Genomic DNA, 25,734 nt, shown 5'->3' with positions numbered 1-25,734 from the left:
TGACGACGATACGATTCACCCCCGCCTATCCGGGGGGAGCTTCGCATACGCTCTGTTTGGCTGTTTCGAAACAACCGCGCTGATTGCACCAGCGACAGTGCGGCATACCATGCAATTGCGCCAAAGCTTGGCTGCTCGCCCGACAGTCTGCGGGTCTGGTGCCAGCAGGCCGAACGTGATGCAGGTCAGAGCGTCGGTCCAACGAGCGCGGAGAAGGACCGGACTTAGGAGTTGGAGCGCGAGGTCCGTGAACTGTGTCAGGCCAACGATATCCTAATGACGGGTGAGAACATTTTCCGCCATCCACCCGATCAATGGCGCTCCAATGGCAGCCATCGCCCGCTGCATGGTTGAATGGCTGATGCGGGTCCTGCAAATACAATGCGTTGTGCGCGAAAAGACGTCAGTCACCACCAAGCCCGATGCTGCTTAGCCGTGCCCGGATGCCAAGGTAAACCGAGCGTTCGTGGCACAGATGCCTGAGAAGCTGTGGGGTCGTCCACGCAGGCGCTATTGGTTCAAGCCCAGTGGGCGACGATTTCACCTAAGTGTTAGGCTGGCAGAGGATGGTCTACGTGGCTTTCGTCACCGATATCTTTGCTCGCAAGATCGTGGGGGGACGTGTTTCGAATTCGATGACGACTGGATTCGTCCTCGATGCCCTGAACCAGGCCATCTGGCAGCGGGCGCCCTCGGAGACTGGCATGCTGATCAACCACAGCGAGCGCGGCAGCCAATACCTGTCGATCCGATACACCGAGCGGCTTGCCGAGGCAGGCATCGTCCCCGCGGTCGCCGCCATCGTCTCAGGTACCGATGGCGTTCCTCGGCGCCCGTCGGCGATTCCTACGACAACGCCCTGGCAGAAAGCATCATCGGCCTGTTCAAGATCGAGGACATCAAGTTCCTCTGCCCCTGGAAGTCCGTTGGTCAGGTCGAATGGGAAACCCTGAAATGGGGCGACTGGTCCAACAACACCCGCCTGCACAACGCCATCGGATACATCACGCCGCACGAGGCAGAGGAGGCATTCTACGCACGCTTGAACGCTGCCGAAAAGGCAGTCTAATCATTGAACCAGAAACTCTCCAGTAAACCCTGGGCGGTTCACAGACAGTCCAGACCCTACGACACGGTACGACCGAACTCGTCCTTCGCCCACCAGATACGACGACAAGAACTCCGGGCGCTTGAGCCATATGAGGGCTCCGCGTCCGGCGCGCTTGCGCCAGACAGGCGACCAGAACACCAAAATCCAACCTGCAGACTCACGTACTGAATGCGGGACCGGAAGGGGGCAGGTCAAGGGTAGGTCAGCCCAAATAGCGTTTCAAGATCGCATCATATGTACCGTCTGACCGCATCGCTTCCAGCGCTTGTGCCAGCTTGGCTGCCACCTCTTGATCAAATTCCGGATTTGAAGCGAGCCAATTCTTCGACTGTTTGACCGGAGCGCCAAACACCAATCGCGACGGATCAAGACCAGCTTCGACAAAAGCTGCGGCTGCGCGTTGGTTGAGCGTATACCAAGCATCCACCCTGCCACCGTTCAGCATTTTCGCAGCCTGCTCTACGTCCGTAACATCTCTTACGTTGCTGAGACCTGCATCCGCCAGTCGGCGCGATCTGGGTGTGTTGGCAAGGACCAAAACGTTTGCCAAGGCAGAGGCTTCCGTCATGTTTTCGATGCGCGGTCCAACAGTGACAAAGACTTCTTCCACTTGGATCATGAGCGCAACCCAACCATACTGATCTTCTCGGGTCGCATTGCGAGTGGCGGTAAAGAGCAGCGTACCAGGTGTGGATTTCACCGTTTCCTGAGCCCGTCCCCAAGGCAGGTATTCAATCTGGATATCGATCCCGGCGCGGTCGGCCATTTCGACCAGCAACTCATGCGATATGCCCGGCTTTTCACGATCTGCACCCAATGTATAGGGTGGAAGCACTGCGGTATAGGCAACGATCGATTCGGCTGATGCGGCGGACATCAAGCCAAGAGAGAGTGCTGCTCCACAAGCGATTTTCGAGAGGGTGGCCTTCATTTTTCTTCCTATTCAGAGGTGGATGGAGGGAGGTTGCTCACGCGACACGAAATTCGACGTCTTCGTTTGGCCGCTGAGCGGATATTCCGTTATGCACGCGCAGCTTTTGGAGGCTTGACAGCAGCGACCGTGTCGAACTGGTCAGAGATCCGATAGAAGCGTTGATTTCTTCGAATGTTGCGGCGCTTCTTTGGCTTGCGTCGTCTAGTTCGTTCAAAGAACCTGATACATCGGAAATGCTGGAGGCCTGCTCATGTGACATTTCGGTGATCGACTCGATGTTCTTGGTGAGTTGATCGAAAGCCTCCACCATTGTTTCCAGTGCAGCGCCGGCGCCGGTCACGAGGCGAGACCCCTCATCCACAGCTGCGCTGCTTGCAGTCACCATGCCCTGGATGTCACCCACGGCGTCTTTCGATCGTTGAGCGAGGCCACGGACCTCATGAGCGACAACGGCAAATCCACGGCCAGCTTCACCGGCCCTGGCCGCTTCGACGCCGGCATTCAAGGCAAGCAGGTTCGTCTGGTAGGCGATATCTTCAATGATCTGAGTGATCGATCCGATTTCTTTTGCCGAGCTTTCAATGACCGCCATAGAGCCGATTGCCTGCGTCGCAACGCCGTTGCCCTTTCGGCATTCGTCGGCAGAGTCCTGAACCAAAACTTGGGACAACTTGGTCAGCCCCGCGGTTTCCTTGAGTGCCTTGGAAACGGTTGCCACGAAGCTGTTGATTTGAATGACCGTTGCTGCCTGCGTTTCCGCGCGCTTTGCAACGTCGGTTGCCGCGCTCATGACGGCTTCGACTTCGGCCAGAATATCGCCGCAGCGCTCGATACAAACGGTCACAGTGGCCTGCAAGGTTTCGACGGCAGCGTTGAAGTCTTGGCGCAATTGTTCGTATTTGGGCGGAAATTCGGCCTCCAGCGTGAAGGTCAGGTCGTTCTTGGACAATGCTGACAGGCCTGTGCTCAGCGCCTCGACCATCTTGGTTTGCTCATCGGCGCGCCGTTCATTTTCAGCCCGCATTTTTTCAGTCGTCACCAAGCTTTCGCGGAATTTTTCCAAAGCACGTCCGAGTGACCCGATTTCGTCCTTCCGCTTGGCCTCCGGCAAATCAATTTGATAGTTTCCCGCCTGAAGTTGGGAAATCTTGTCGACAACGGTTCCAATTGGACGGGCGACTGTTGAAGTGATGGCCAGAAACAGCGCCGAGAAGAGAACCATCGCGACTCCGCCAATTGCAGCCGCGACGAGGTTGGCGCTCTGGATTGCCTGAGTGATGTGCTCATTCGAAGTGCCGATGACAATCGAACCAATCACCTCGTCACCTTGTGTCAAGAAAACTTCGTGCGCTTCGTAGACGCCGAGACTGCTATTTCTGATCGTTTCATCGGAATGAACGGATTCCACCAATTCGTCCCATTCGGGCTGCCAGCTCCCGTCGCGCGACACTCTGGAAAACTCCTGTCCTTCCGAGAATACGACAGCAAAATTATAGGCGCTGAACTCGTTCAGGCTGTCCAACGTGGACTCGGTAAGTGTTGTGTCGAAATTCCACAGCGCGTTGGAAAGTGGCGTTGCGATAAACTTTTCCAACAAATGCAATTCTGATTTTCGTGCCGCATCTAGACTGTCCGAATATCGAACCGACCAAAATACCGTCAGGCTCAAGATAAGCAGAAATGCCCCGGCCAGTCCGGGCAACAAAATCTTCTTTCTGATTGGGATGGAGCTGAGCATATCAAGCCTGACAGTTACATTCTGTGAGCTTGTGAAGTCTGGGTCCTTCCACTTAAATTTCCTCTAACGCCTCAGGGCGCCACGGCGCATCAAATGCATAAAATTCGAGCAAGGCTCGGGATACGCAAAGAGAAAAGATTTATTCGTATCAATGGCTTGGGGCTGCGCCAGATTTCAGGTGCTGTTCATGACCGATGTCAGGACTGAACTCCACGACACGCCGATCGATCCGCACGCATGGATGACAAGACCCCCGGAGGCCATCGCTGGAGGGCACATGCAAAGCGACATCGCTGCCGTCAGACGCCAAGATGTGACCGGCACACCGCTCACGATTGGCCTTATGCGCGTGAAAAATGCATAGACCGGGCACAAAAAAGGGCCGCCTCGAATGGGCGGCCCTTGGGTTGGTTTAATCTGCTCCCCGCACCGGGATGGGCGCATTTGGATCGGGGCGGAACAGCTTTTGCACCAGATAGGCCGAGACCACGGCGCCGATGCCGATCACGTCGGTGATCAGGCCACCTTCGATCATGAACAACGCAGCGACGATCAGCGCCAGACGGATGAACCATGCCGAACGTTGGCCCATGAACCAGCCTTGGACACCGCCCGACAACAAGAACACTCCGAAGACTGCCGTCGCACCGGCGCGGGCCACTTCGTACCACGTGCCGTCCATCAACAAGGCCGAGTTGTAGAAGAACATGAAAGGCACGATGAACGCCGCAATCCCGATCTTGAAGCTGGCCACGGAGGTGGACATGGGGTTCGAGCCCGAGATGCCTGCCGCTGCGTAACTGGCCAAGGCAACAGGGGGTGTGATCGCCGAGACGACCGCAAAGTAGAACACGAAGAAATGCGCGGTCAGTTGCGGGATGCCCAGCTGCACCAGACCCGGAGCCACCACGGAAGCCGCAACCGCGTAGGCGGCGGTCGTTGGCATCCCCATGCCCAGCAGGATGGCGATGCACATGGCGAAGAACATCGCCAGAAGCTGGCTGACACCTGCGAGATCAAGCAGCACCGCCGAGAAGCGGGCGCCCACACCCGTCAACGAGATCACGCCCACGATGATACCAGCACAGGCACAGACCGCGATGATCTGGATCGACATGACACCGGCCAGTTCGAACGCGCGCCAGATTTGACGCGGACCCATGCCAGAGACGGCTGCCTCGGGCAGGCTACCCGGGAAGAACCGCACCATGAGCACCGGCATCCAGCTGATCACGGCCGCCGCGATGGTGGCCAGAGTGCCGGCCCGAATGACCGAATACCCTGCAAAGAGAGCGACGATGAGGATGATAATCGGCAGAAACAGATAGACCTGACGGGCCAGTTTGCCGAGCTTTGGCAGCTCTTCCTCGCGCATGCCGCGCATGCCCAGCTTCGCAGCTTCGAGGTCGACCATGAAGTAGACGGAAACAAAATACAGGATCGCGGGGATGATCGCCGCGATGGCGATTTCCTGATAGGGGATGCCTGTGATTTCGGCCATGATGAAGGCACCCGCGCCCATGATCGGCGGCATGATTTGCCCACCGGTGGAGGCGGCGGCCTCGATCGCGCCTGCGGTCTGCGGCCTGTAGCCGACCTTTTTCATCAGTGGGATCGTAAGCGAGCCCGTGGCCACGACGTTACCCGCCGAGGTGCCGTTGATCATGCCCATGAGGCCCGAGGCGAAGATCGCCACTTTCGCCGGGCCACCCCGCGCACGGCCTGCCGCCGCGAAGGCGAAGTTGATGAAATAGTCACCCACTTTGGAGGCCTGAAGGAAGGCCGCGAATATGATGAACAGGATGATATAGGTCGACGACACCGCCGTGGTCGGTCCAAGGATACCCGCATCCGTGTAGACGAAGCCGAAGAACCGCTGCCAGTCATAGGCCTTCTGAACCGCCAGAATGCCGGGCAGCAAGTGCGCGGTGAAGGTATAGACGAGGAAGACGCCCGTGATGATCACGAGGGCGAGGCCCGCGACGCGACGGGTCAATTCGAGGATCAGCGCCGACCCTGCCGTGGCGGCAAAGGCGACACCGATCGGCACGAATTGCGTGCCGACGGAATTGCGGGCGGCGGTGCCGTAGATCGCGATCAGGTAGACCGCGACAGCGAAGCCGCAGATTGCCAGCAGGATGTCGGAGGCGCGGAACCTGTTGCGCGGGGCGCGTTCCAGCCAGCCCATGACGATGCCGCCGAACGTGGCGATAAGCAGGGGCGTGCCGTAATACCAGACCTCCTGATTGTAGATCGGCGTGCCCGCAAAGGCGGGCCATGTCGTCAGGCCACCCATCTGGGGCAGATCGCCGCCCGCGATGACGGAGGCGAAATAGAAGGCCACTCCAAGCGAGGCGATGGCGGGGATCATCAGCAGATAAGAGATCTTGTCCCAAGGTCCCTTGGTGCCGGTCTCTTCCTTGTCCGAGAACACCATCGCGTTGTACATCAGGAAGCCCAAGGCGAGGGCGCCCGCGATGTGGAAGATGCGGAAATTCCACGTCTCCATCGGAAACTGTGGAAGCAGCGGAATGGTCACGCCCGTGTAGGACGAAATCGAGACACCGTTGAGTGCTGCCATGTGAAACAGCGCATAAAGTGCGCCAATGCCCGCGATCAGCTGAAGCCGCCAGCCATCGAACAAGCGCCGATTTGGCTCAATCGGCTCTTCGTCGACGCCCTCGGCGATCAGGTCATCATCGGCTTTCGTAGCCTCGTGAACCATTGTCCCCTCCCTGCCACAACGACCCGCACAGGACGGTGGCACATTGCTGAATGTGTGAGTTTTCAACCAATCGGGCGCTCCATGAGCGCCGCCGACAGGTCTGAATGGGTGGCGGCGCGCCGATATCAGCGCGCCGCCGGTCGTGGATCAGTTGCCGTAGATCATTTCGGCCGGGATCTCGGCGCCCGCGTTCTCGGTGAACCAAGCCGCCGCACCGGGGTGCCACTTCATGACGGTGTTCTTGTCCCAATGCTCCGGCAGGGTGGAGCGGGCCGCACGGTGGATGCCCTGCATGCGCTCGTTGTCGGACATGACGACGTCGACCACGGCCTTCACGAAGCTTTCGGGCAGGTCGCAGTTGGCGATGGCGAAGTTCCACATCGACACGGACCGGGCAGGGGCCTCAAGCGTGGTGTAGGTCTCTGCTGCGATGTCGAACTGGGACACCGGGAAGGCTGCCATGATCTTGGCCTGCTCGTCTTCGGTGAACTCGATGATGTTCACTTCGGTCTGGACTTCGAGCTGGGACACGGCGGGAACCGGAACACCGGCTGCGAATGCGATCACGTCCAGCAGGCCATCCTGAAGCTGACCACCAAGGTCGGACCAGCCGCCATTGCGACGGTCGAACTCGACGCCCAGCTCTTCCATCATGCGCGGGAAGTAGGTGTCCGAGGTGGAGCCAGCCGGGCCGAACCCGATGCGGGCGCCCGCCGGGATGTCCGCGATGGATGTGATGCCCGACGAGGACAGCGCCGTCACGGAGAACGGTGTCTGGTACATCGGGAACATGGCGCAGGCGTTGGTCATCTGCAGGCCGGGTGCGATCGGGTTCGTACCGGCCAGCGATTCAGCGGCGGGGCCCATCGTGGTCATGCCGAACTGGGCGTCGCCGGTGTGGACCAGCGCCATGTTCTGCATCGGGCCACCGGTGACTTCGCCACCGCCGGAAATGCCCAGCTCTTCTGCAACCAGGTTCGCCCAGCCCGAGCCGTATGCGAAGTACGTGCCGCCCTGGGACGCGGTGCCCACGGTGAAGCTGTCCGGCCAACCGGAGCGGTCGACGTGGCTTTCGGCTTGCGCCGCGCCTGCAATGGCCACGGCAACGGCCAACGTAATTCCGGATACTTTAGTCATGAACTTTCCTCCCAAAAAGGTATGTCTCCTGTGCATCCCCGCCATGCAAAGAAGACGGGTCCACAGAGGTCTGATCGGGAATCATGATTGCTCCAACGCCGTCGGGCGTGGATTTTCCGGATTTTTTCAAGTTCACACGTGCGATGGGTCGCCAAGGGAACATTGCGCCGAATTCATGGGTCGCTGACGACCCATGTGCGCATGTCGTCGTCCGTCAAACCTGCTGGTTGGCGAAGCTGTCGCGGTCCAAACCGTAGCGCACCATCTTTTCGTACAGCGCTTTGCGAGAGATTCCCAAAGCCTCGTACGTGTCCTTGAGGCGACCGCCATGGGCCGTCAGGCTGGCCGCAATCAAGGCGCGTTCGTGCTCTGCCAACCGTTCGGCCAAGGTACCAGAGGTAGGGGCGGCAAGGTCGCTCTGATCGGGCAACCCCAGCACGAAGCGCTCTGCGGCGTTGCGCAACTCGCGGACATTGCCGGGCCAGTCCCGTGCGGCGATGGCATCCAGCGTGGCCCCGGGCACGTGGGGCACGGGCACATCGTACCTGTCCGCGATTTGCCCGACGAAGGTCAGGAACAGCACGGGGACGTCTTCGCGGCGTGCGGCAAGAGAGGGCATGCGCAAGGTGACGACGTTCAGCCGGTACAACAGATCACCGCGAAACCTGCCGTCTGCGACGGCGCTTTCCAAATCGGTCTTTGTGGCTGCGACGCACCGCACATCCAGATGGATCGGATCATGTGACCCCAGTCGATGGATTATCCCGGTTTCCACGGCTTCCAGCAATTTGCCCTGCGTTGCCATGGGGAGACTGTCGATTTCATCGAGGAACAGAGTGCCGCGCCGCGCATGTTCAAATTTGCCGATCCGCGCCCGCGTTGCACCGGCAAAGGCGCCGACTTCATGGCCGAACAATTCGCTTTCGATCCCGCCTTCCGGCAAAGCGGCGCAGTTGACGGTGATGAACGGCTTGTCGGCCCGCGCGCTGTCGCTGTGCAGGGCCTGCGCCGCAAGGCTTTTGCCCGTGCCCGTTTCCCCTACGATCAGCACATTGGCATCCGTCACGGCAATGTCGCTGATTTGCTTGCGCAACCGTTTCGTGGCTTCGCTTGCGCCCCGAAACCGGTCCTGCGTCGTAAGCTGCGATTGCATCTGCGACCGCAAGCGCCGGTTTTCAAGCGTCAGGCTGCGCATGGCGAGCGCCCGCCGAACCGCGTCGACCAAGCGTTCCGGCTCGAACGGTTTCTGGATGAAATCATATGCGCCGTCGCGCATCATCGACACCGCAAGCTCTACATCGCCATGTCCGGTGATCAGGATGATCGGAAGCTCCGCATCCTTTTGCAAGACAGCGTGCAGCAACGCCGCGCCGCCCATCCCCGGCATCCGCAGATCCGTGACGATTACACCGGCAAAGTCCCGATCAATCCGTTCCAACGCAGGTTCCGCGCGATCAAAAGGGCGGCATTCGATATCCGCCAATTCCAGCGTTTGCTGACCTGCAATGCGCAGTGGCTCTTCGTCGTCGATGAAAAGGACCGTGCCGGTTTCACTCATTCCGCCGCCTTTCGGGCCATGGGCGCGTCGGACTGCGTCAAAGAGACGGAAAACACGGCCCCGCCATCGGGATGGTTCTTGCCCGACAGACTGCCGCCAAAGTCACGCACGATATTGTAGGAAATCGACAGGCCAAGCCCCATGCCCTGTCCGGGTTCCTTGGTCGTGTAGAACGGATCGAACAGCTGCGCGATGTTGGCCTCGGTCATGCCTGCCCCGTGGTCCCGCACTCTGACATGAACCTGCCCCGCCTCCTGTTCGAGCGACATTTCGATCTCTGGCTCGGGCACGTCCGCCATGGCATCCACGGCATTGCTGAGCAGGTTCACAAAGACCTGCTGCAAGCGGACCTGCCCGCCCAACACCCAAACCTGTTCGTCGGGCGCGGTCCAGTTCACGGCGCAATTGGCCGCGCGCAATTTGGGTTCCGCGATGGCCAGGGCGCTCGAAATGGCTTCGTTCAGCAGCACGGGTTCCGTGCGCTCGCCCGGGCGGCGGGCAAAGTTGCGCAAGTGGGTCGAGATCGCGACGAGCCGATCCACCATAGTGTCGATCATGCCGATATTCTGGCGTGCCTTGTCGGCCTCGTCCCGATCAAGGTATGCGAGCGAATTGCGTGCAAAGGACTTCACGGCGGCAAGCGGCTGGTTGAATTCGTGGCTCAGGGCCGCAGACATCTGCCCGAGTGCGGCGAGCTTGCCCGCCTGAACCAGTTCAGTTTGTGTTTGGCGCAGGCGCAATTCCGCACTGCGGCGTTCCTCGATCTCTTGCATGATGTTGCGGTTGGCGGCCTGCAACTCTGCGGTCCGCTGCGCGACCCGCTGTTCGAGTTCCTGTTGCATGGACAGGGCGGCAGCGATGCGTTCCTGCAATTGCAGACGACGCTGGAGGACGACGATCACCACCAACCCGATCAACGTCATCAGCAGGGCAATTGTCGCAATCGTGCCCATGGCCCTGTTCCAAGCGGGTCCGGCCGGGGTGAACAGCCAAACCACCCAACCCGCATCTGCGATCGCTTGGGATTGCGCGACAAAGTCGTCGGTCTGGCCGTCTTCGCCGGTGATCGTCACGCGGATCAAATCGCCATTGAACGGTGTTTGCGTGTTTTCCAGCACTTGCAGCGCATCCAAAGGGTATCTTCGCGTGGCTTCGATCCGGTCGCGGGCGAGATCGGTGAGGGGGGCAAAGCTCCCGAAATGCCACTCGCTTCGGTTGGAAATGAACACCACGCCGTCATCGTCCTTGACGGCGACCACGTTATCGCCCGCGCGCCATGCGTCTTCGAACGCATCGAAGGTGAACTTGACCGCCAACACGCCGATTACGTCGGCACCGTCCCGCACCGCCTCGGCGAAGAAGTATCCGCGTTCGCCCGATGTCGTCCCAAGCGCAAAGAACTGGCCTCTTTCACCCGCCAATGCCTGAACGAAATAGGGCCGGAACTGAAAATTCCGCCCGACGAAAGACCTTTCTTTCCAATGGTTGCTGGCCGCTATGGTCGTTCCAGCGGCATTGATCAGGAAGATATCCGACAATCCGACTTCGTCGGCGATGCGTTGCAGCTCGGTGTTGACCTCAGACAACAGCACGTCATCCGACTGGTTCTGCAAGGCGGCGTTCACCTCAGGCCGTTCGGCGATCAGCCCGGGAAGGGCTTCGAACCTCTGCAAAGACCCGTTCAAACCTTCGACGGCCAAGGTCAGCGTCGACGCTTCCTTTTCGGCAAGCTGCGCGAGGTAAACGCGCTCCAGAAGCGGAAACAAAAGGGCAAACGCTGTGAACAGCGCCCCGACGACGCCAGCCACGCCAACAGCGAACCGACGTCCCGGTTGTTTGAGAGGTGTGTGGCTTAAGGGCGTGGGAGTCATGTCCTAATGTCTGCGGTCAATTGCCCGTTGTGACAAGCACATCTTGTATCCCTGTGCAGTGAGACGACGCCGCATCACGCGCTGTTCTGGGGGGCTGGCATGACCGACCGCGTGGTCTGCGGCGTGGCGAGCCGTTCTTCGACGTGTCACGCGGCGCCAAAGATTGGCCCGTTCGGTGCCCAAGCATGACTCTGTCCATGGCCCCGGGCCACCGATGTCATGCACCGACGGTGCAAGGTCTGGCGAATTTCTGCCCCGGGCTTGGCGGTCTGTTGCGACGAGATGCGCTGACCGCCCCGGAAATTGGCCGATCTGCCCCGCGAGACCCCGTAGCTTTCCCCCATCTCGAAAAGGAGTCGGGAGAGTTCTTGGGCCATCGGCCCGATAAGGGAGGAAGACCATGACGAAATCCGTAAAACACCCAAGCTTTGGCCTGCTGGGCGCAGCCGTTGCCTTGTCCATCGGCCTTGCGGCGCCCGCACTGTCGCAACAGCAACTGTCCATCGCGACCGGCGGGACCGGCGGCGTGTATTACCCGATGGGCGGTGGCTTGGCCGAAATCATCAACACGCATATCGACGGCTATTCCGCGACCGCCGAAGTCACCGGCGCGTCGGTCGAGAACATGGGCCTGATCGCCACGGGCGACGCGGACCTTGCCATCGGGCTGGCCGATACGGTGGCGCAGGCCTATTCCGGCACCGGCCGTTTCGACGGGCAGCAACTGCCGATGATCCGGGGCCTCGCGTCGCTTTACGCCAACATGGTGCACATCGTGGCGCTGGAAAGCTCGGGCATCACCTCGCTCGACGATCTGCGCGGCAAGCGCGTGTCGATCGGCGCGCCAGGGTCCGGCACCGAGGTGAACACCAACGCGATCCTTGCGGCGAACGGCATCAGCTATGATGACATCGACGAACAGCGTCTGAATTTCAACGAAACCGCCGACGCGCTGTCGAACGGCGATATCGATGCGGGGTTCTGGTCCGTGGGCGCGCCGACCTCGTCGATCATGAACCTCGCGACCACGCAGGATATCGTGATCATCGCTCTGACCGAAGAACAGCTGGACGCGGCAGTGGCCGAAGACGGCACCTTTGCCCGGACAACCCTGCCCGGCGGCAGCTATACCGGCGTCGACGCAGACATCACCGTGCTGGGCATTCCCAACGTGCTGACGGTCTCGTCCGAGATGTCGGATGACATGGCCTACAGCATCACCAAGGCGATGTTCGAGAACATTGCAGAGCTGCAAGCGGTCCATCCGGCTGCACGCGAGACGACTGTGGAGTTCTCGCTGTCGGCAACCCCCGTGCCGCTGCATCCCGGCGCGATCCGCTATTATGAAGAGATCGGCGCCAGCATCCCGGACAAGCTGCGCCCATGACCGGTGCGATATGGGGAAGGGGAGTCGGACGGCTCCCTTTTCTCCTTTTGACGCTGCTGCTGCCGGTCCCGGCAGGGGCGGATGCGCTGACGGCCACGCTTGAAGACGGAACCGAACTTGCCCGGCTGGATGTCCCCGAAGGGGCCGAGTGGTGCGTTCTGTGGAACCATTCGGTCAAGGGCTTTCCGGTGTCCGACTGCTACCAGAACCGGGCGGGCCGAATGGTCCTTGTCCACGCGCATCTTCCCGATTTCGCCGCCGGCCTCGACCATATTCCCGGTCGCGGACGACAGGTGACGGACGGGCAAGGCGGCTACTTCATTCTGGACATCGATGAGCCGGTCCCGGGGAACGCCTATATTCTGCGCCCCGGTGCCGGTCCCGTGAACCACCGCCTTCAGGTCGGAGACAGCATCGTCTCCCTGTCGGCGGTCGCGCCGCACGAAAGGGTGCGGATCGCGCTTGAAAGGATTCAGAACCGATGACTTCGACCTCTGACGACCCCCTTGTCCCGCGCGTGCAACCCACAACGGTTGCGCGTGCCATCACGGTGATCGGCATCGCGCTGTCGCTGTTTCAACTCTATACGGCAGGCTTGCAGCCGCTTGGCCTGTTCTTCCAACGACCCATTCACCTTGGCTTTGTCCTTGTGCTGTGCTTCCTGATCTATCCCGCCTTCGGCAAGGATCGCGCGCGCGGCGTGACGGGATGGATCATCGACGGCACCCTGATCGTGCTGAGCATTGGCGCGGGTGCGTGGGTGCCGCTGAACATCGACACCATCGCCAATCAGGTCTTCCCCCGGACAGAGGACGTCGTCATGGGGGTCGTGACCATGCTTGTCGTGCTGGAGGCCGCGCGCCGTGCCGTGGGCCTCGGCATGACGCTGATCGGGGCGTTCTTCATCGTCTATGCCTTTGCGGGCAACCGCGGAGAGCTGCCCTTTCTCGCCGATTGGATGCCCGGCATCCTCAATCATCGCGGCTATTCCATCGAGCGTCTGGCCAGCCAGATGACGCTGGGGGCCGAAGGCATCTTCGGCATTCCGCTGGGCGTCGCGGCGACCTTCGTCTTTGTCTTCGTGCTGTTCGGCGCGTTTCTCGAAGTGACCGGCGCGGGCAAGTTCTTCATCGACCTCGCCTATGCCGCTGCGGGCAAGCAGCGCGGTGGCCCGGCCAAGGCGGCGGTGATCGCCAGCGCGGGCATGGGGTCGATTTCCGGCTCGGCCATCGCCAATGTCGTAACGACCGGCGCCTTTACCATCCCCCTGATGAAGAAGCTCGGCTATCGCCCTGCGCAGGCGGGCGGGATCGAGGCGGCGGCCTCCACCGGTGGGCAAATCATGCCGCCTTTGATGGGGGCCGGTGCCTTCTTGATGAGCGAATATACCAGCGTGCCTTACGTCGATATCGTCCTGATCTCGATCTTTCCGGCGGTGCTGTATTTCGGCACGGTCTACCTGCTGGTGCATATCGCGGCGGTCAAGCAGGGGATGACGGGCCTTGCCGCCGAGGACCTGCCCGACACTCGCAAGGTGCTGGCCGAAGGCTGGCACTTCCTGTTGCCGCTGGTCGCGCTGGTGGCGCTGCTGGTCGCGGGCTATTCGCCGATGCGGGTGGGGTTCTACGCGATCCTTTCGATCATCGCGGCAGCCTCGGCGCGGGCGCTCTGGACCTTCGCCAAGTCCGATCCGACGGTGTCGGGGTTCGTCGCGCTGTGCAAACGCGGTCTCGCCCTGACGCTTGAGGCGCTCGACCTCGGTGCGCGCAACGCGGTGGCGGTCTCCGTGGCCTGCGCTGTCGCGGGCATCATCGTGGGGGTCGTCGGTCTTACCGGTCTCGGGCTGAAGTTCTCGGCCATGATGATCGCCTTTTCCGGGGGCAACATCGTCCTCGCGCTGATCCTCGTCCTGCTGGCGAGCCTCGTTCTGGGCATGGGTCTGCCGGTGACGGCGGCCTATATCGTGCTCATCATCCTTGTCGGTCCCGCGCTGACCGAACAGTTCGGCATTCCGCTTTTGATCGCGCATCTGGTGGTGTTCTGGTATTCTCAGGACAGTAACGTGACCCCGCCCGTGGCACTTGCGGGGTTTGCCGGTGCCGCCATCGCCGGATCGAAGCCCATGGAGACGAGCATTCAGGCATGGAAATACGCCAAGGGTCTCTACCTCATCCCGCTTTTCATGGTTTTCAACGAACAGATCATCATTGGCGGGCCGGTGCTTTTCGTCCTGTGGGGTGGCGCTCTTGCGATCCTTGGGCTCGTGGCTTTCGCTGCGGTGCTCGAAGGTTTCCTGTGGGGTCCGATGCCGGTCTGGATGCGTGTGCTTCTGCTGCCGGGGGTCGTTGCCCTGTTCTGGCCCGACCTGATCGTCGAGGGCGTAGGCTTTGCGCTGGTCGTGGGCCTGCTGGGGATGAACTGGGTGCAGGCGCGACGGGACAGAGCCTTGACCGGGGCACAGGGCGCTGCGGGCGGCTGAGCGCATGACCCTCGTGCGGCCTTTCTTCATCGCGGGGCTTGTCGGCGGTCTGGTTTGGCTGCTCATGCAGAATCTCGTCCTTGGCGCGGCGCGCACGCAACTGGACCAGAGGCTGCTTTTGACCGAACGCGCGGTCGAGGCAGAGGTGGAGCGGCTGCGCTCGCTCCCCTCTGTTGCCGCCGAAGACGCGCGTGTGCGCCGGGCGCTTGCCGGAACCGGCGCCTTGCAGGAGGCCAACATCTATCTGGAAACGGTCGCCGCCCATGCGCAGGCGGGTGACCTGTTCCTGATCGACGCGCAGGGCGACACGATCGCGGCGTCGAACTGGAACCGACCGAGCAGCTTCGTCGGCCAGAACTACGGGTTCCGCCCATATTTCAAGGAGGCCATGACCCTAGGCAAGGGGCAATTCTACGGCATCGGTGTCACCACCGGTGTGCCGGGCTACTTCCTCGCCACGCGGATCGAGGCGGAGGGCGCGCGCGGCGTGCTGGTCGTCAAGATGGACCTGCGCCCCTTGCAGACCGTCTGGCGGACGGCGGATGCGGATGTCGCCCTTGCCGATCCGCATGGCGTCGTGTTCCTGTCGGCCCGGCCCGATTGGGAATACCGTCCGCTCACGGGTTTGAGCCCCGACGTGCTGGAACAACTGGCCACGACACGGGCCTTCGCGGGCGAGGATCTGGCCGCCGCCGTGCCGCTGCTGCCCGGACCGCCCGATGGCGGCGATGCAACGGGCGACGGCTGGATCGGTCGCATCGCCACGATGCCCTCGACCGGATGGCAGGTGATCGCGGCGAGGAACACAAGCGGGTTGCAACTCATGGCCTTCGGGGCGGCGGTGCTGGCCATGCTGGCGACGCTGGCCCTGATCGGCATGGTCAAGGCCCGCGACCAGCGCCGGCAGATCGTCGCGCTGCGCCTGTCGCAAGCCGAGGCGCTGGAATCCATGGTTCGCGCCCGGACCGCCGATCTGGCGCGCGAAGTGGAGGCCCGGACCCAAGTGGAAATCGACCTGCGCGCCACGCAGGATGCCTTGGTGCATACCGAGAAGATGGCCGCGCTTGGCCGCATGTCCACGGCGATCGTCCATGAGATCAGCCAACCTCTTGCCGCGATGGAGGCGACGCTTTCGGCGGCGGAACTGGGTCTGGACGCCTCCGATGCCGCCACCGCAAGCCGGTTGGCCAAGGCGCGCGGATTGATCCGCCGCATGCAGCGCACGACCAAGCACCTGAAGAGTTTTGCCCGCAAGGACGTGGCGGAACGCTCACTGATCGATCTTGGCGCGCCGGTTGTCTCGGCGCTGGAACTGGTCGCACCTCGGGCGCGTGCCGTCGGCGTGATCCCGGTCTTCCATCCGCCGGAGGACAAGATCGAGGTCGTGGCGGGGGTTGTCCGGATCGAACAGGTGGTGGCCAACCTGCTGTTGAACGCGCTGGACGCGGTTGCCGGTGTGCCTGATGCGCAGATCACCGTCACATTGACCACCGAGAACGGGATCGCGCGGCTCTGCGTCACGGATACGGGCAAGGGCATTTCAGAGGCCGACCTGCCCAATGTCACCGAACCGTTCTTTTCGACCAAGGTCAGCGGCGAAAGCCTTGGGCTGGGGCTTGCGATCTGCAAGGCGATCCTGTCCGATTTCCAGGGCTCGCTGTCGATCGAGTCCACACCCGGCCAGGGCACACAGGTCACTGTCCTCGTGCCCTTGGCGACGCCGAACGGAGCAGAAGCCGCATGACCGCCCGCATCTTCATCGTCGACGATGATGCAGATCACCTGTCGGCCCTTGCCGATCTGATCGACGCCTCCGGATATGATGTGCAGACGTTCGGCGCGGCGCAGGATGCACTCGACGCGATGGCGGACCAGCCTGATCTCGTGATCAGCGATCTTCGCATGCCCGGCATGGACGGCATGGCCTTCCTCAGGCAGCTTAGGCTGCGCAAGTTGGGCGTGCCGGTCGTTATGCTGACCGGCCACGGCGATGTCGGCCATGCCGTCGAGGCCATTCGCGCCGGTGCCGAGGACTTTCTCGAAAAACCGTATGACTCCGCGCATCTGCTCGCCGTGATCCGCCGTACGCTGGAGGCGCAGGCCACGCGGAACGAGGTCGCGCGCCTGCAACAGGTTCTGGCCGAGCGCGCCGAGGACAGCATCCTTGGCCGATCCCGCGCGATGCAGCAATTCCGCAAGCGCATCTCGGTGCTGGCCTCGGTCGATATCGACGTGCTCATCACCGGCGAGACGGGAACCGGCAAGGAACTGGCCGCCCGCGGCATCCACGCCGCAAGCAACCGCGCCGAGGCGCCGTTCGTGGCGCTGAATTGCGCGGCGGTGCCGGAATCCATGGCAGAGACGATCCTGTTTGGCCATGCCGAGGGGGTGCTGGCGCATGATGCGGCGGGCCGCGTCGGCAAGCTGGAGGCAGCGCAGGGCGGGACCCTGATGCTCGACGAGGTCGAAACCATGCCAATCGCCATTCAGGCCAAGCTGTTGCGGGTCTTGCAGGAGCGCAGCTTCGAACGTCTGGGTGACACCGTGACCCGGAGCCTCGACGTGCGGGTGATCGCGACGACAAAGACGAACCTGCGCCTGCTCGACGGCTTCCGCCCGGACCTGTTCTATCGGCTGGCGACGGCGGAACTGACGACTCCGACCCTGCGCGAAGCGGGCGAGGATATCCCCCTGATCTTCGCCCACTACGCGCAACTGGCCGCCCGCCGCTATGGCCGCGAGGCCCCCAAACTGCCATGGGCGCTAGCGCAGAAACTGAAGCGGCAAGCCTGGAGCGGCAATGTCCGCGAGCTGAAATCGAGCGCAGAGGCCTTTGCCCTCGGGCTGGTGGAATTCGAAGGCAGCGGCCCACCCAAGGCGGTTCCGATGACACTGGCGGACCGCGTCGCCGACTTCGAGGCGCGGGAGATTTCAGCCGTTCTCGATGCGCATGCGGGCAATACGCTGCGCGCGGCGCAAACGCTCGGGCTGCCGCGACGCACGCTGAACGACAAGATGCGCCGATACGGGATATCGTCGGATACCGAACGCGAGCCGGACGCCACCTGATGCAACTCCGGCATCGCCATGAAACGCCGATCCGGCCATCGCTATGATCGCATGGGACCGGATGCTGCCGCATTTGGTGCCCCTTCGGTCATCCGCAGATAGGTCCTCTTGTTCAACAACACCGCTCTCAAAATCACCGATCAGAATCCCTGCCGTTTCAGCTCTTCCGCGATCTGGTGCCGGGCCTTTTCGTTGCGGATCGGGAAGGCCGCAAAATACTGGGCGGCGGAGGCATCCGGTTTGCGCCGACGCGCGTCCTGTCGCCAGCGATGGGCCTGTTCGTAGCGCCCGTCCAGCCCGTTGGCCACCGCGGCCACCATAGAGATGAGGTAGTGCGCGCCGGGGGTGGAGGCCGCGCGGTCGCCCAGCCGGGCAGCGGCCTGCAAGTCTCCGACCTGAATCATCGCCTGCGCCCGCACGCCGTGGATTCCGTAGAGCAGCGGGTCCAGCGGGCTGAGTAATAGCGCTGCATCAAGCCCCGCATCCACCGTCTTGATGTCGCCGGTCATCAGCGCGGTGAAGGCGCTGGCGTAAAAGCCTTGGGCATAGTTGGGGTTCAGCTCGATGGCGCGATCGAACCACCCCTTGGCGATCTCGGGCTGGTCGGTCAGCCAGTAGGACCGGCCCATCGTATAATGCGTGAACGGGTCGATCGGGTCCAGTTCTATGCCACGCTCGGCATGGCGTCTGGCGGCACTGGCGGCCTCCGCGTCACTGGGCCCCAGATGCAGGAACGCGTCGATGAACCGTGTGAACGACAGGCCCGCATGCGCGCGTGCAAATCGCGGGTCGAGCGCGATCGCGCGCTCGAAATGCCCCTTTGCGACCTGATTTGCGTCGGGTGTAAACCGGTAAAGCTGGGTCAATCCGAGGTGAAAGGTCTTCCATGCATCCAGCCGGTCCGAGCCGGTCTGCGATGCAAGGCGCACCTCGTTTTGCGGCACGTGCATGTCGAGCGCGGTCACGACCTGCGCGACGACCCGCTGCCGCAAGTCCTCGATCCCGTCCATGGGGGCGGTCAGCCGGTCGGCCCAGATCACCTCGCCGCGGCTGGCATCGGCCAGTTCGAGAACCACGGCGACCGTGCCGGCCAGACTTTCGATCACTCCGGTCATGACATAGCCTGCGCCCAGCGCCGTGCCGACCAGATCCAGATCGCCCCGTCCTTCGCGGAAGCGAAACGACGAACCGCGTGCGATCACCGAAATCCAGCGCAGGCGCGAAAGCCCCTGAATGATCTCGTGCGGAATGGCTTCTGCGAGGATCGTGACTTCGGGTGATGCGCCGAGCGGTCGGAAGGGCAGGACCGCAACCGAGGGGCGGGACAGGTCGGCGCCGGTGTCGGCGTCCGAAGGCCGGGTTTGGTGGGGCAGGGCTGGGCTGGCCTCTTTGACCTCGGCCACGAACCGAAAGCCCTTGCCGTGGATCGTGCGGATGACGGCCTGCGCGCAGCCATCATCGCCAAGCGCCTGCCGCGCCGACCGGATCCGGCTGGCGATGCTGGCATCCGATACGGCACGGTCGGGCCAGACGGTGCTGGCGATCTCGTCCTTGCTGACCATTCGGGCGCGATTTCGGACAAGGTGGATGATCAGTGCCAAGACCTGTGGCTCGGCATGCACAACGTCCCCTTTGCAGGTGAGTTCGAACAGGTCCGGGTCGAGCCGGTGATCACCGAAAAGCCAAGCCATGATCCAGCATAGCCCAGTTTTGGGCATTTCTGCATGAAATCTTCAGATCGGCATCAAGCGTTTCACCGCCAAACGGGTCCAAGATGGCGAAATGCGAAGCGAATGACCGAACAAAGGGAGATTGCCATGACCGCCAAGACCATCCGCAGGACCCAAGGGAGGGGCCGCCTGTTCGGGTCCGTGCTCGACACTGTCGGCGACACCCCCGTGATCCGCATCAACAACCTCGCGCCGGAGGGTGTCAGGCTTTACGTCAAGGCCGAGTTCTTCAACCCGGCGGCGTCGATCAAGGACCGGTTGGCGCTGAACATCATCGAGGCGGCAGAGCGCGACGGCACGCTGAAACCGGGCCAAACCGTGGTCGAGGCGACCAGCGGCAATACCGGCATCGGTCTGGCCATGGTCTGTGCGCAGAAGGGCTATCCGCTCGTCGTGACCATGGCCGACAGTTTCTCGGTCGAGCGGCGGCGGTTGATGCGGATGCTGGGCGCAAAGGTGGTGCTGACGCCGCGCGCCGAGAAAGGCACCGGCATGTATCGCAAGGCGGCCGAACTGGCGGAAAAGCACGGTTGGTTCCTCGCCCGCCAGTTCGAGACCGCTGCCAATGCCGACATCCACGAAACGACCACGGCGCGCGAGATCATCAACGACTTCAAGGACGACAGGCTGGATTACGTCGTCACCGGCTTCGGTACGGGTGGCACGGTCGCAGGGCTGTCGCGTGTGCTGCGCAAGGAACGTCCGGAGACGAAGATCATTCTGAGTGAACCGGCAAATGCCGCGTTGATCGCCAGCGGCGTCGCGCAGGACCGTGGCGCTGACGGCTCGCCCGCAGGCAGCCACCCTGCGTTCGAGCCGCATCCGATCCAAGGGTGGACGCCTGACTTCATCCCGCTTGTCCTGCAGGAGGCTTTGGACAAGGGGGGCTATGACGCGTTGATCCCGGTGGCCGGGGCGGACGGGATCGCATGGGCCAAGAAGCTCGCCGCGCAAGAAGGGATCCTGACCGGAATCTCTGGCGGGTCCAGTTTCGCCATTGCCATGCAGGTGGCGGAACGGGCGGAACGGGGCGCTGTGATCCTCGCCATGCTGCCCGATACCGGCGAGCGTTATCTGTCGACCCCGCTATTCGCGGATATCCCGGAGGACATGGATGACGACGAACGCGCCCTGTCCGACTCGACGCCCGGATACCGGATGGCCGCCGAGTAAATATCGAAGCAAGACAGGGAGAAGCCGTAACGACCTCTGCATGAAGTGCATGCGGGGTGATGATCCTGCCGCTCGGCGCAACCGTGGTCATACGGCTTTCCCCTGACTGAAACCCGTCGCAACTGGACCGCCCGGCAACAGGCGGGCCCGCTGCGCAATGAAACGGACGGCAAACCATGGCGCACGATACGCAGATCGATACGGAAGACAGCCTTGATCCCGGCGATTGGGAGGACATGCGCAGATTGGCGCATGTCATGGTGGACGATGCCATCTCGCGCCTGCAAGGGCTGCGCGACGCGCCGGTCTGGCAACCGATGCCGGATGCGATGAAGGCAGGGTTTCGTGGCCCGCCGCCTACAGGCCCGGCCCCGCTGGAGGCGGTCTATGCCGACGTGAAGCACAAACTCTACCCCCACGCCATGGGCAATATCCATCCGCGGTTCTGGGCTTGGTACATGGGGGCAGGCTGCCTGACCGGCGCGCTGGCGGATTTTCTCGCGGCCATCGACGGCTCAAACCTTGGCGGGGGCGATACCGGCGCAAACCAAGTGGACCGTCAGGTCACGGACTGGCTGCGCCAGATGATGGGCTTTCCCGAGGGCGGCAGCGGGACGCTGGTCAACGGTGGATCGATGGCCAATATCGTGGGGTTGATGGCGGCGCGAAACACGATGGCGGGGGTGGACCTGCATACCCGCAGCGTCGCCGACATCACCGCGCCGCTGCGGTTCTATGCCTCGGATCAGGTGCATTCCTGTCACATGAAAGCGATGAACCTGTTGGGCCTTGGCGGCAGCGCGCTGACGCGCGTCGCCACGGATAACGCGTTTCGCATGGACCTTGCTGCGCTGCGCAGCGCGATCGAGGCCGACCGCCAACGCGGCGCGCGCCCCGCCTGCGTGATCGCCACCGCAGGCACAACCAACACGGGCGCGATAGACCCCTTGCCCCAGATCGCGGACCTGTGCCGGGACGAGGGGCTCTGGCTTCATGTGGATGGCTGTATCGGGGCTCTGTTCTCCATCGCGCCATCCAGTCGGCATCTGGTGGCGGGGATCGAACGGGCGGACTCGCTCGCCCTCGATCTGCACAAGGGGCTGAACGCGCCTTTCGACGTGGGATGTGCCCTGCTGCGCGACCGCAATGTCCATCGCGCGACCTTTGCCGAAAGCGCCGAGTACCTGCAGGTGGCGACGCGCGGTCTGGCGGCGACCGAGTTCCTGCACGATTACGGTCTTGAAACGACGCGTGGTTTCCGGGCGCTCAAAGTCTGGATGATGCTGCGCCATCACGGGGTCGAACGCTTTGGACGCATACTCGACCGCAACATCGCGCAGGCCGCTCGCCTGACGGCGCTGATCGATGCCGCGCCCGATCTGGAACGGATGGCGCCGACTGCAACCAGCGTCGTCTGTTTTCGCCACGCGCCCGATGGCATGCGTGAAGCCGATCTGCGCGCCCACAACACCGAAATCATGCTGCGTATTCAAGAAAGCGGTATCGCCATCCTCTCTGACACCACGATCCGTGGCCGACACTGCCTGCGCGTCGCACTATGCAACCACCGCACCAAGGACGAAGATATCGACATCTTGGTCCACGAGGTGCGTCGGCTCGGTTCCGAAATGGCCTTGGTCGGCGCTGCGGGCGACGCGTGAACCGACCGACCCTTTCAGCCTTTCAACCGAACAGGCGTCCAACACCCCTGCTTTGGATTTCTCCACGGGCGTCCCGCATCTGGAACAGCGCATCCAGACCGCGCGCCTGTGCAAGCGCTGATCCCTGTTCGACCCCCAGCACCATCAGCGCCGTTGCCCATGCGTCGGCCTCCGCGCAGCTACGCGCCACCACGGTGACCGAGGCGGGCGAGGCAAGCAAAGGGGCCCTGCGCTTCGGGTCCATCGTATGCGACAGGCGGCGGCCCTGCACCTCGACCCAGTGGCGATAGTCGCCCGAGGTCGCCACGGCGGCCTGCTCCAGCGCGAGCATGGCCTGCGCCGCGCGCCGATCCGGGTCCGGTGCCTCGATCGCGATGGTCCAGGCTTGCCCGTCGGGCCGAAGCCCGAGCGCGCGCATTTCGCCGTCGATCCCCGCCAGCGCATTCTCGATCCCATGGTCGCGCAGGGTGTCGGCCAGCCGATCCACGCCGTATCCCTTTGCGATGCCGTTCAGATCAAGCGCAAGCGGCGCGGATTTGCGGACATCGGTCTCACCGATCTCCAACACCGTGTGCGCGGGCTGACGGTCGGTGGACATTGCCTCACGGATGCGGTCCGGCGCGGCGTCTTGCGGCCCAAAGCCCCAAGCAGTCACCGCGTCCCCCATGCCGACATCGAAGGCACCGCCAGAGGCGCGCCCGATCTCCAGCCCAAGGCGCAAGACATCGCGAAGCTGTTCGGGCACCGCGACCCATGTGCCGACTGGGGCTGCGTTCAGGCGCATCAGGTTGCTGGTCGCGGTCCAAGTCGACATCTGGGCGTCGACCGCGTCCACGGCGGCCTGAAGCGCGGCGCGAACCGGCTCCGGGTCGTGGCCCGGGGCCGCAAAATACAGCGCAGACCAACGCGTGCCCATGGTCGCCCCGTTCAGCGCGTGGCGCGTGCGTTCAGTAGACATCTTCGACATACCGTCCTTCTGCTTTCAGGGTCGCCGGGGTCAGCCCGGAGGGCGCGAGTATCTCGGCCAAGGCATCGGTGACGCCAGCGGCCATGTCCCGCCCGCCGCAGACCATCACGCGGGCCCCGTCCCGGATCAGCTGGGCCACTTGGGCGGCGTCGCCGCGCAGCGCGTCCTGCACATATTGCGGCTTCGCCTCGCGCGAGACCGCCGTGACCAGCCGGGTCAGCAGACCCTTGTCCTGCCAGTCGCGCAGCGCCTCGCCATAGAGGAAATCGCTGCTTGGATGGCGCATCCCGAAAAACAGGTGAATGGGCCGCTGCCGCGCGTTGCCGCGCACGAAACCCGCCAGCGGCCCGATCCCGGTGCCCGCCCCGATCAGGATCAACGGGGTGGCGTCGCGGCGCGGTCGAAACCCGGGATTGCGGCGCAGATAGGCGGTGACGGTGTCGCCGGGTTCCAGCGCCGCAAGCTGCCCCGAACACAGGCCGCCGGGGTGCTTCTTGACCACGATTTCGACAAACCCATCGCGGCGGCCGGATGCGAGCGAATAGAGGCGCGGCACCGGGCTGCCCTCGGGCAGGATGCCGATCAGATCGCCTGCGTCGAACCGGGCAAAGCCTTGGCCGGTCAGCCGTTGCCACAGCGAAACACGCGGCAGCGCAAAGCGCAGGATCGCCGTCGGGGCCTGCACCTCTGCGCCATAGTCGCGGCGCGCGATCAGGGTCAGCGCCTCGGTCTTGGGCAAGACGGGGTGATGGATCAGGTCGAGCGCGATTCCCATGGCCTGCCCGAGGTCACGCCCCCAGCGCGCGAAGTCCTGCGGCGATTGGCGGTCGATCATGTCCATGCCCATGAGGCCGGGCCAGCCTTTGGCCTGTGCTGCCGCCGCGACGGCCTTGGCAAAGGCGCAGTAGGCCGGAAAGCTGCGATCCCCGAACCCAAGCACGGCGAGCGGGATGTCCGGTGCTCGGTCAAGCGCGTCCAGCCGATCCAGAAACCCCTTGGCCGAGGCGGGCGCATCGCCGTCGCCATAGGTCGCGGCCAGCACGATCATCCGCTCGGCGTGGCCATAGCGGGCGGGATCGAAGGATGACATCGGCGCGACATGTACGCTTTGCCCGGCCTGCGTCAGCGCGGCGTGCAGCGTCGCGGCAAACCCCCACGTGCTGCCGCCTTCGCTGCCGACCAGCACGATGGTCTCGGCCCGGCCTGCGGCCACGTTGCCCCGGATGCGGGGGCGTCCGCGCCGCCCGGACAGCCAGATGAGAAAGCCCGTGGCCCCCATCGCTGGCACGCCTAGCGCCATGACGCCTAGCACAAGCCCAAGTGCTGCCGCCCCTTGGCCGGTATGCAGCATGTAGATGGTTTCCGAAATCCGTTCCCACAGGGACAGATCGGCCCACGCCAAGAGCGCCCCGCTGCCCTGATCGAGATACCCGGTGCCCTGATCTGTCCGAAGCGTGAAGACATCGGTCGGATCGTTGGGATAGGGAAAGCTCAACTCGCGCAGCGCGGCCACCGGCGTGGTGCCGATCACCGCCATATCCGCAAGGGCGATGCCTGTCTCGCCGCTGACCTCTGCCGGAAACTCCGGCATGGCGGCGTTTTCCGGGATCACTTCAAAGGTGACGGCGACCATCCAAAGGGCGGTCACGGAGGACAGCACCAGACCGACCACCGCGACCCGTGCAAGTTCCACATGCAGGCGGCCCGGCACGGTCCCACGCAGCGGCGCAAACCAATGCCGCCAGCCGCCCATCCGCCGCGCCACCAGCGCCGCGCCGCTGACCGACAGGACCAACATCGCCAAGGCCCCCGCCGCCATCACGAGACGCCCCCCGTCGCCCAGCAAGAGCGCGCGGTGGAAATTGGTCAGCCAACGCTCGACCGGGTTGGGATCGGCCGATCCTGCGCCTTGCCCCGTGGCGGGGTCGATGATCGCCGCACCGGGGGTGTCGTTGTCGAACCAATAGGCGGTGATCCGGCCCGAGGGCGCGCGCCGGATCTGTTCGACCGTAGGATAGACCGCCTGAATACGCTCGGACAATTGCGCGACGGTCAGGCCCGCCTCGGCCTGCGGCGCGGTCAGACGATCCGCCGCAGGAAAGACGGACAGCGCCGCGCCGCTGAGCGCGAGCGCCGAGACAAGGGCAAGGGCCAGAAGACCCGGCCAGCGATGGAGTGCACGGATCATGGCCCG

At 63.1% G+C, this 25,734-nt stretch carries 17 protein-coding genes and 2 pseudogenes; 10 read left to right on the top strand and 9 right to left on the bottom strand.

The window, feature by feature from the left end:
• Positions 1–27 precede the first annotated feature (27 nt).
• Both D8Z78_RS20685 and D8Z78_RS25090 read left to right on the top strand, forming a co-directional pair.
• Positions 28–1,069: pseudogene (locus D8Z78_RS20685) on the top strand (IS3 family transposase).
• A 57-nt stretch (positions 1,070–1,126) separates the two neighbouring features.
• A pseudogene (locus D8Z78_RS25090) lies at positions 1,127–1,279 on the top strand (IS3 family transposase); the annotation flags it as partial.
• 34 nt (positions 1,280–1,313) lie between these two features.
• Here the strand turns inward: D8Z78_RS25090 and D8Z78_RS20680 are convergent.
• Both D8Z78_RS20680 and D8Z78_RS20675 read right to left on the bottom strand, forming a co-directional pair.
• Complete coding sequence (locus D8Z78_RS20680; protein ID WP_121632521.1) at positions 1,314–2,042, bottom strand: substrate-binding periplasmic protein; 729 nt, start codon at positions 2,040–2,042, stop codon at positions 1,314–1,316.
• A 37-nt stretch (positions 2,043–2,079) separates the two neighbouring features.
• Positions 2,080–3,783, bottom strand: a complete 1,704-nt coding sequence (locus D8Z78_RS20675) for a methyl-accepting chemotaxis protein (protein WP_121632520.1) — start codon at positions 3,781–3,783, stop codon at positions 2,080–2,082.
• 187 nt (positions 3,784–3,970) lie between these two features.
• Here D8Z78_RS20675 and D8Z78_RS24745 point away from each other — a divergent pair, with 187 nt between their 5' ends.
• Complete coding sequence (locus D8Z78_RS24745; RefSeq protein WP_164933042.1) at positions 3,971–4,147, top strand: hypothetical protein; 177 nt, start codon at positions 3,971–3,973, stop codon at positions 4,145–4,147.
• A gap of 48 nt (positions 4,148–4,195) precedes the next feature.
• On the opposite strand, the gene D8Z78_RS20670 is transcribed toward D8Z78_RS24745, so the two are convergent.
• The 4 genes from D8Z78_RS20670 to D8Z78_RS20655 form a co-directional block, all read right to left on the bottom strand.
• Entirely contained in the window at positions 4,196–6,508 is a 2,313-nt protein-coding gene (locus D8Z78_RS20670; RefSeq protein WP_121632517.1) for a TRAP transporter permease, read from the bottom strand.
• A 147-nt stretch (positions 6,509–6,655) separates the two neighbouring features.
• Entirely contained in the window at positions 6,656–7,645 is a 990-nt protein-coding gene (locus D8Z78_RS20665) for a TAXI family TRAP transporter solute-binding subunit (protein ID WP_121632514.1), read from the bottom strand.
• Between the two features lie 214 nt (positions 7,646–7,859).
• Positions 7,860–9,203 (bottom strand): sigma-54-dependent transcriptional regulator, encoded by a 1,344-nt coding sequence (locus D8Z78_RS20660; protein WP_121632513.1) that lies wholly within the window; start codon positions 9,201–9,203, stop codon positions 7,860–7,862.
• Positions 9,200–11,011 carry a sensor histidine kinase gene (locus D8Z78_RS20655; RefSeq protein ID WP_164933041.1) on the bottom strand — a complete coding sequence of 604 codons (1,812 nt, stop codon included), beginning with the start codon at positions 11,009–11,011 and terminating at the stop codon, positions 9,200–9,202. Before D8Z78_RS20655 ends, D8Z78_RS20660 begins: the two co-directional genes overlap by 4 nt.
• 463 nt (positions 11,012–11,474) lie before the next feature.
• Between D8Z78_RS20655 and D8Z78_RS20650 the strand changes: the two genes are divergently transcribed.
• From D8Z78_RS20650 to D8Z78_RS20630, 5 genes are read left to right on the top strand one after another with little or no spacing between them, the layout of a single operon-like run.
• Positions 11,475–12,461, top strand: coding sequence for a TAXI family TRAP transporter solute-binding subunit (locus D8Z78_RS20650; RefSeq protein WP_121632509.1), 987 nt, complete (start codon positions 11,475–11,477; stop codon positions 12,459–12,461).
• A gap of 47 nt (positions 12,462–12,508) precedes the next feature.
• Positions 12,509–12,946, top strand: a complete 438-nt coding sequence (locus tag D8Z78_RS20645; protein ID WP_240672204.1) for a DUF1850 domain-containing protein — start codon at positions 12,509–12,511, stop codon at positions 12,944–12,946.
• Positions 12,943–14,940 carry a TRAP transporter permease gene (locus D8Z78_RS20640; RefSeq protein WP_121632506.1) on the top strand — a complete coding sequence of 666 codons (1,998 nt, stop codon included), beginning with the start codon at positions 12,943–12,945 and terminating at the stop codon, positions 14,938–14,940. The genes D8Z78_RS20645 and D8Z78_RS20640 overlap by 4 nt, the downstream gene beginning before the upstream one ends.
• Before the next feature lie 4 nt (positions 14,941–14,944).
• On the top strand, positions 14,945–16,684 hold the full coding sequence (locus tag D8Z78_RS20635; protein ID WP_121632504.1) for a sensor histidine kinase: 1,740 nt from the start codon (positions 14,945–14,947) through the stop codon (positions 16,682–16,684).
• Positions 16,681–18,009: a sigma-54-dependent transcriptional regulator gene (locus D8Z78_RS20630; RefSeq protein ID WP_121632502.1), complete on the top strand. Its 1,329-nt coding sequence runs from the start codon at positions 16,681–16,683 to the stop codon at positions 18,007–18,009. The genes D8Z78_RS20635 and D8Z78_RS20630 overlap by 4 nt, the downstream gene beginning before the upstream one ends.
• 140 nt (positions 18,010–18,149) lie before the next feature.
• Here D8Z78_RS20630 and D8Z78_RS20625 read toward each other — a convergent pair whose 3' ends face one another.
• The gene (locus tag D8Z78_RS20625) at positions 18,150–19,700 is read right to left on the bottom strand and encodes a winged helix-turn-helix domain-containing tetratricopeptide repeat protein (RefSeq protein ID WP_164933040.1); all 1,551 of its coding nucleotides are present in this window, start codon (positions 19,698–19,700) and stop codon (positions 18,150–18,152) included.
• Positions 19,701–19,826: 126 nt separating this feature from the next.
• Between D8Z78_RS20625 and D8Z78_RS20620 the strand changes: the two genes are divergently transcribed.
• Both D8Z78_RS20620 and D8Z78_RS20615 read left to right on the top strand, forming a co-directional pair.
• On the top strand, positions 19,827–20,912 hold the full coding sequence (locus tag D8Z78_RS20620) for a PLP-dependent cysteine synthase family protein (RefSeq protein ID WP_121632558.1): 1,086 nt from the start codon (positions 19,827–19,829) through the stop codon (positions 20,910–20,912).
• A 176-nt stretch (positions 20,913–21,088) separates the two neighbouring features.
• Positions 21,089–22,573: a pyridoxal phosphate-dependent decarboxylase family protein gene (locus tag D8Z78_RS20615; protein ID WP_240672203.1), complete on the top strand. Its 1,485-nt coding sequence runs from the start codon at positions 21,089–21,091 to the stop codon at positions 22,571–22,573.
• A gap of 22 nt (positions 22,574–22,595) precedes the next feature.
• On the opposite strand, the gene D8Z78_RS20610 is transcribed toward D8Z78_RS20615, so the two are convergent.
• Positions 22,596–23,540, bottom strand: coding sequence for an FAD:protein FMN transferase (locus D8Z78_RS20610; RefSeq protein ID WP_121632498.1), 945 nt, complete (start codon positions 23,538–23,540; stop codon positions 22,596–22,598).
• Positions 23,521–25,728: a PepSY domain-containing protein gene (locus D8Z78_RS20605; protein ID WP_121632496.1), complete on the bottom strand. Its 2,208-nt coding sequence runs from the start codon at positions 25,726–25,728 to the stop codon at positions 23,521–23,523. Before D8Z78_RS20605 ends, D8Z78_RS20610 begins: the two co-directional genes overlap by 20 nt.
• Positions 25,729–25,734 lie beyond the last annotated feature (6 nt).

Origin of the sequence: Tropicibacter alexandrii, from assembly GCF_003667315.2 — a bacterium.
Taxonomy (GTDB): Bacteria; Pseudomonadota; Alphaproteobacteria; order Rhodobacterales; family Rhodobacteraceae; genus Tropicibacter; species Tropicibacter alexandrii.
This window is presented reverse-complemented; position numbering and strand designations above follow the sequence as displayed.

Excerpts from the sequence above, each read along its gene's own strand:
- D8Z78_RS20660 (WP_121632513.1), bottom strand. The coding sequence starts at position 9,203 with ATGAGTGAAACCGGCACGGTCCTTTTCATCGACGACGAAGAGCCACTG.
- D8Z78_RS20620 (WP_121632558.1), top strand. The coding sequence starts at position 19,827 with ATGACCGCCAAGACCATCCGCAGGACCCAAGGGAGGGGCCGCCTGTTC.
- D8Z78_RS20605 (WP_121632496.1), bottom strand. The coding sequence starts at position 25,728 with ATGATCCGTGCACTCCATCGCTGGCCGGGTCTTCTGGCCCTTGCCCTT.
- D8Z78_RS20670 (WP_121632517.1), bottom strand. The coding sequence starts at position 6,508 with ATGGTTCACGAGGCTACGAAAGCCGATGATGACCTGATCGCCGAGGGC.
- D8Z78_RS20635 (WP_121632504.1), top strand. The coding sequence starts at position 14,945 with ATGACCCTCGTGCGGCCTTTCTTCATCGCGGGGCTTGTCGGCGGTCTG.
- D8Z78_RS20640 (WP_121632506.1), top strand. The coding sequence starts at position 12,943 with ATGACTTCGACCTCTGACGACCCCCTTGTCCCGCGCGTGCAACCCACA.
- D8Z78_RS20610 (WP_121632498.1), bottom strand. The coding sequence starts at position 23,540 with ATGTCGAAGATGTCTACTGAACGCACGCGCCACGCGCTGAACGGGGCG.
- D8Z78_RS20630 (WP_121632502.1), top strand. The coding sequence starts at position 16,681 with ATGACCGCCCGCATCTTCATCGTCGACGATGATGCAGATCACCTGTCG.
- D8Z78_RS20625 (WP_164933040.1), bottom strand. The coding sequence starts at position 19,700 with ATGGCTTGGCTTTTCGGTGATCACCGGCTCGACCCGGACCTGTTCGAA.
- D8Z78_RS20665 (WP_121632514.1), bottom strand. The coding sequence starts at position 7,645 with ATGACTAAAGTATCCGGAATTACGTTGGCCGTTGCCGTGGCCATTGCA.
- D8Z78_RS20615 (WP_240672203.1), top strand. The coding sequence starts at position 21,089 with ATGGCGCACGATACGCAGATCGATACGGAAGACAGCCTTGATCCCGGC.
- D8Z78_RS20675 (WP_121632520.1), bottom strand. The coding sequence starts at position 3,783 with ATGCTCAGCTCCATCCCAATCAGAAAGAAGATTTTGTTGCCCGGACTG.
- D8Z78_RS20680 (WP_121632521.1), bottom strand. The coding sequence starts at position 2,042 with ATGAAGGCCACCCTCTCGAAAATCGCTTGTGGAGCAGCACTCTCTCTT.
- D8Z78_RS24745 (WP_164933042.1), top strand. The coding sequence starts at position 3,971 with ATGACCGATGTCAGGACTGAACTCCACGACACGCCGATCGATCCGCAC.
- D8Z78_RS20650 (WP_121632509.1), top strand. The coding sequence starts at position 11,475 with ATGACGAAATCCGTAAAACACCCAAGCTTTGGCCTGCTGGGCGCAGCC.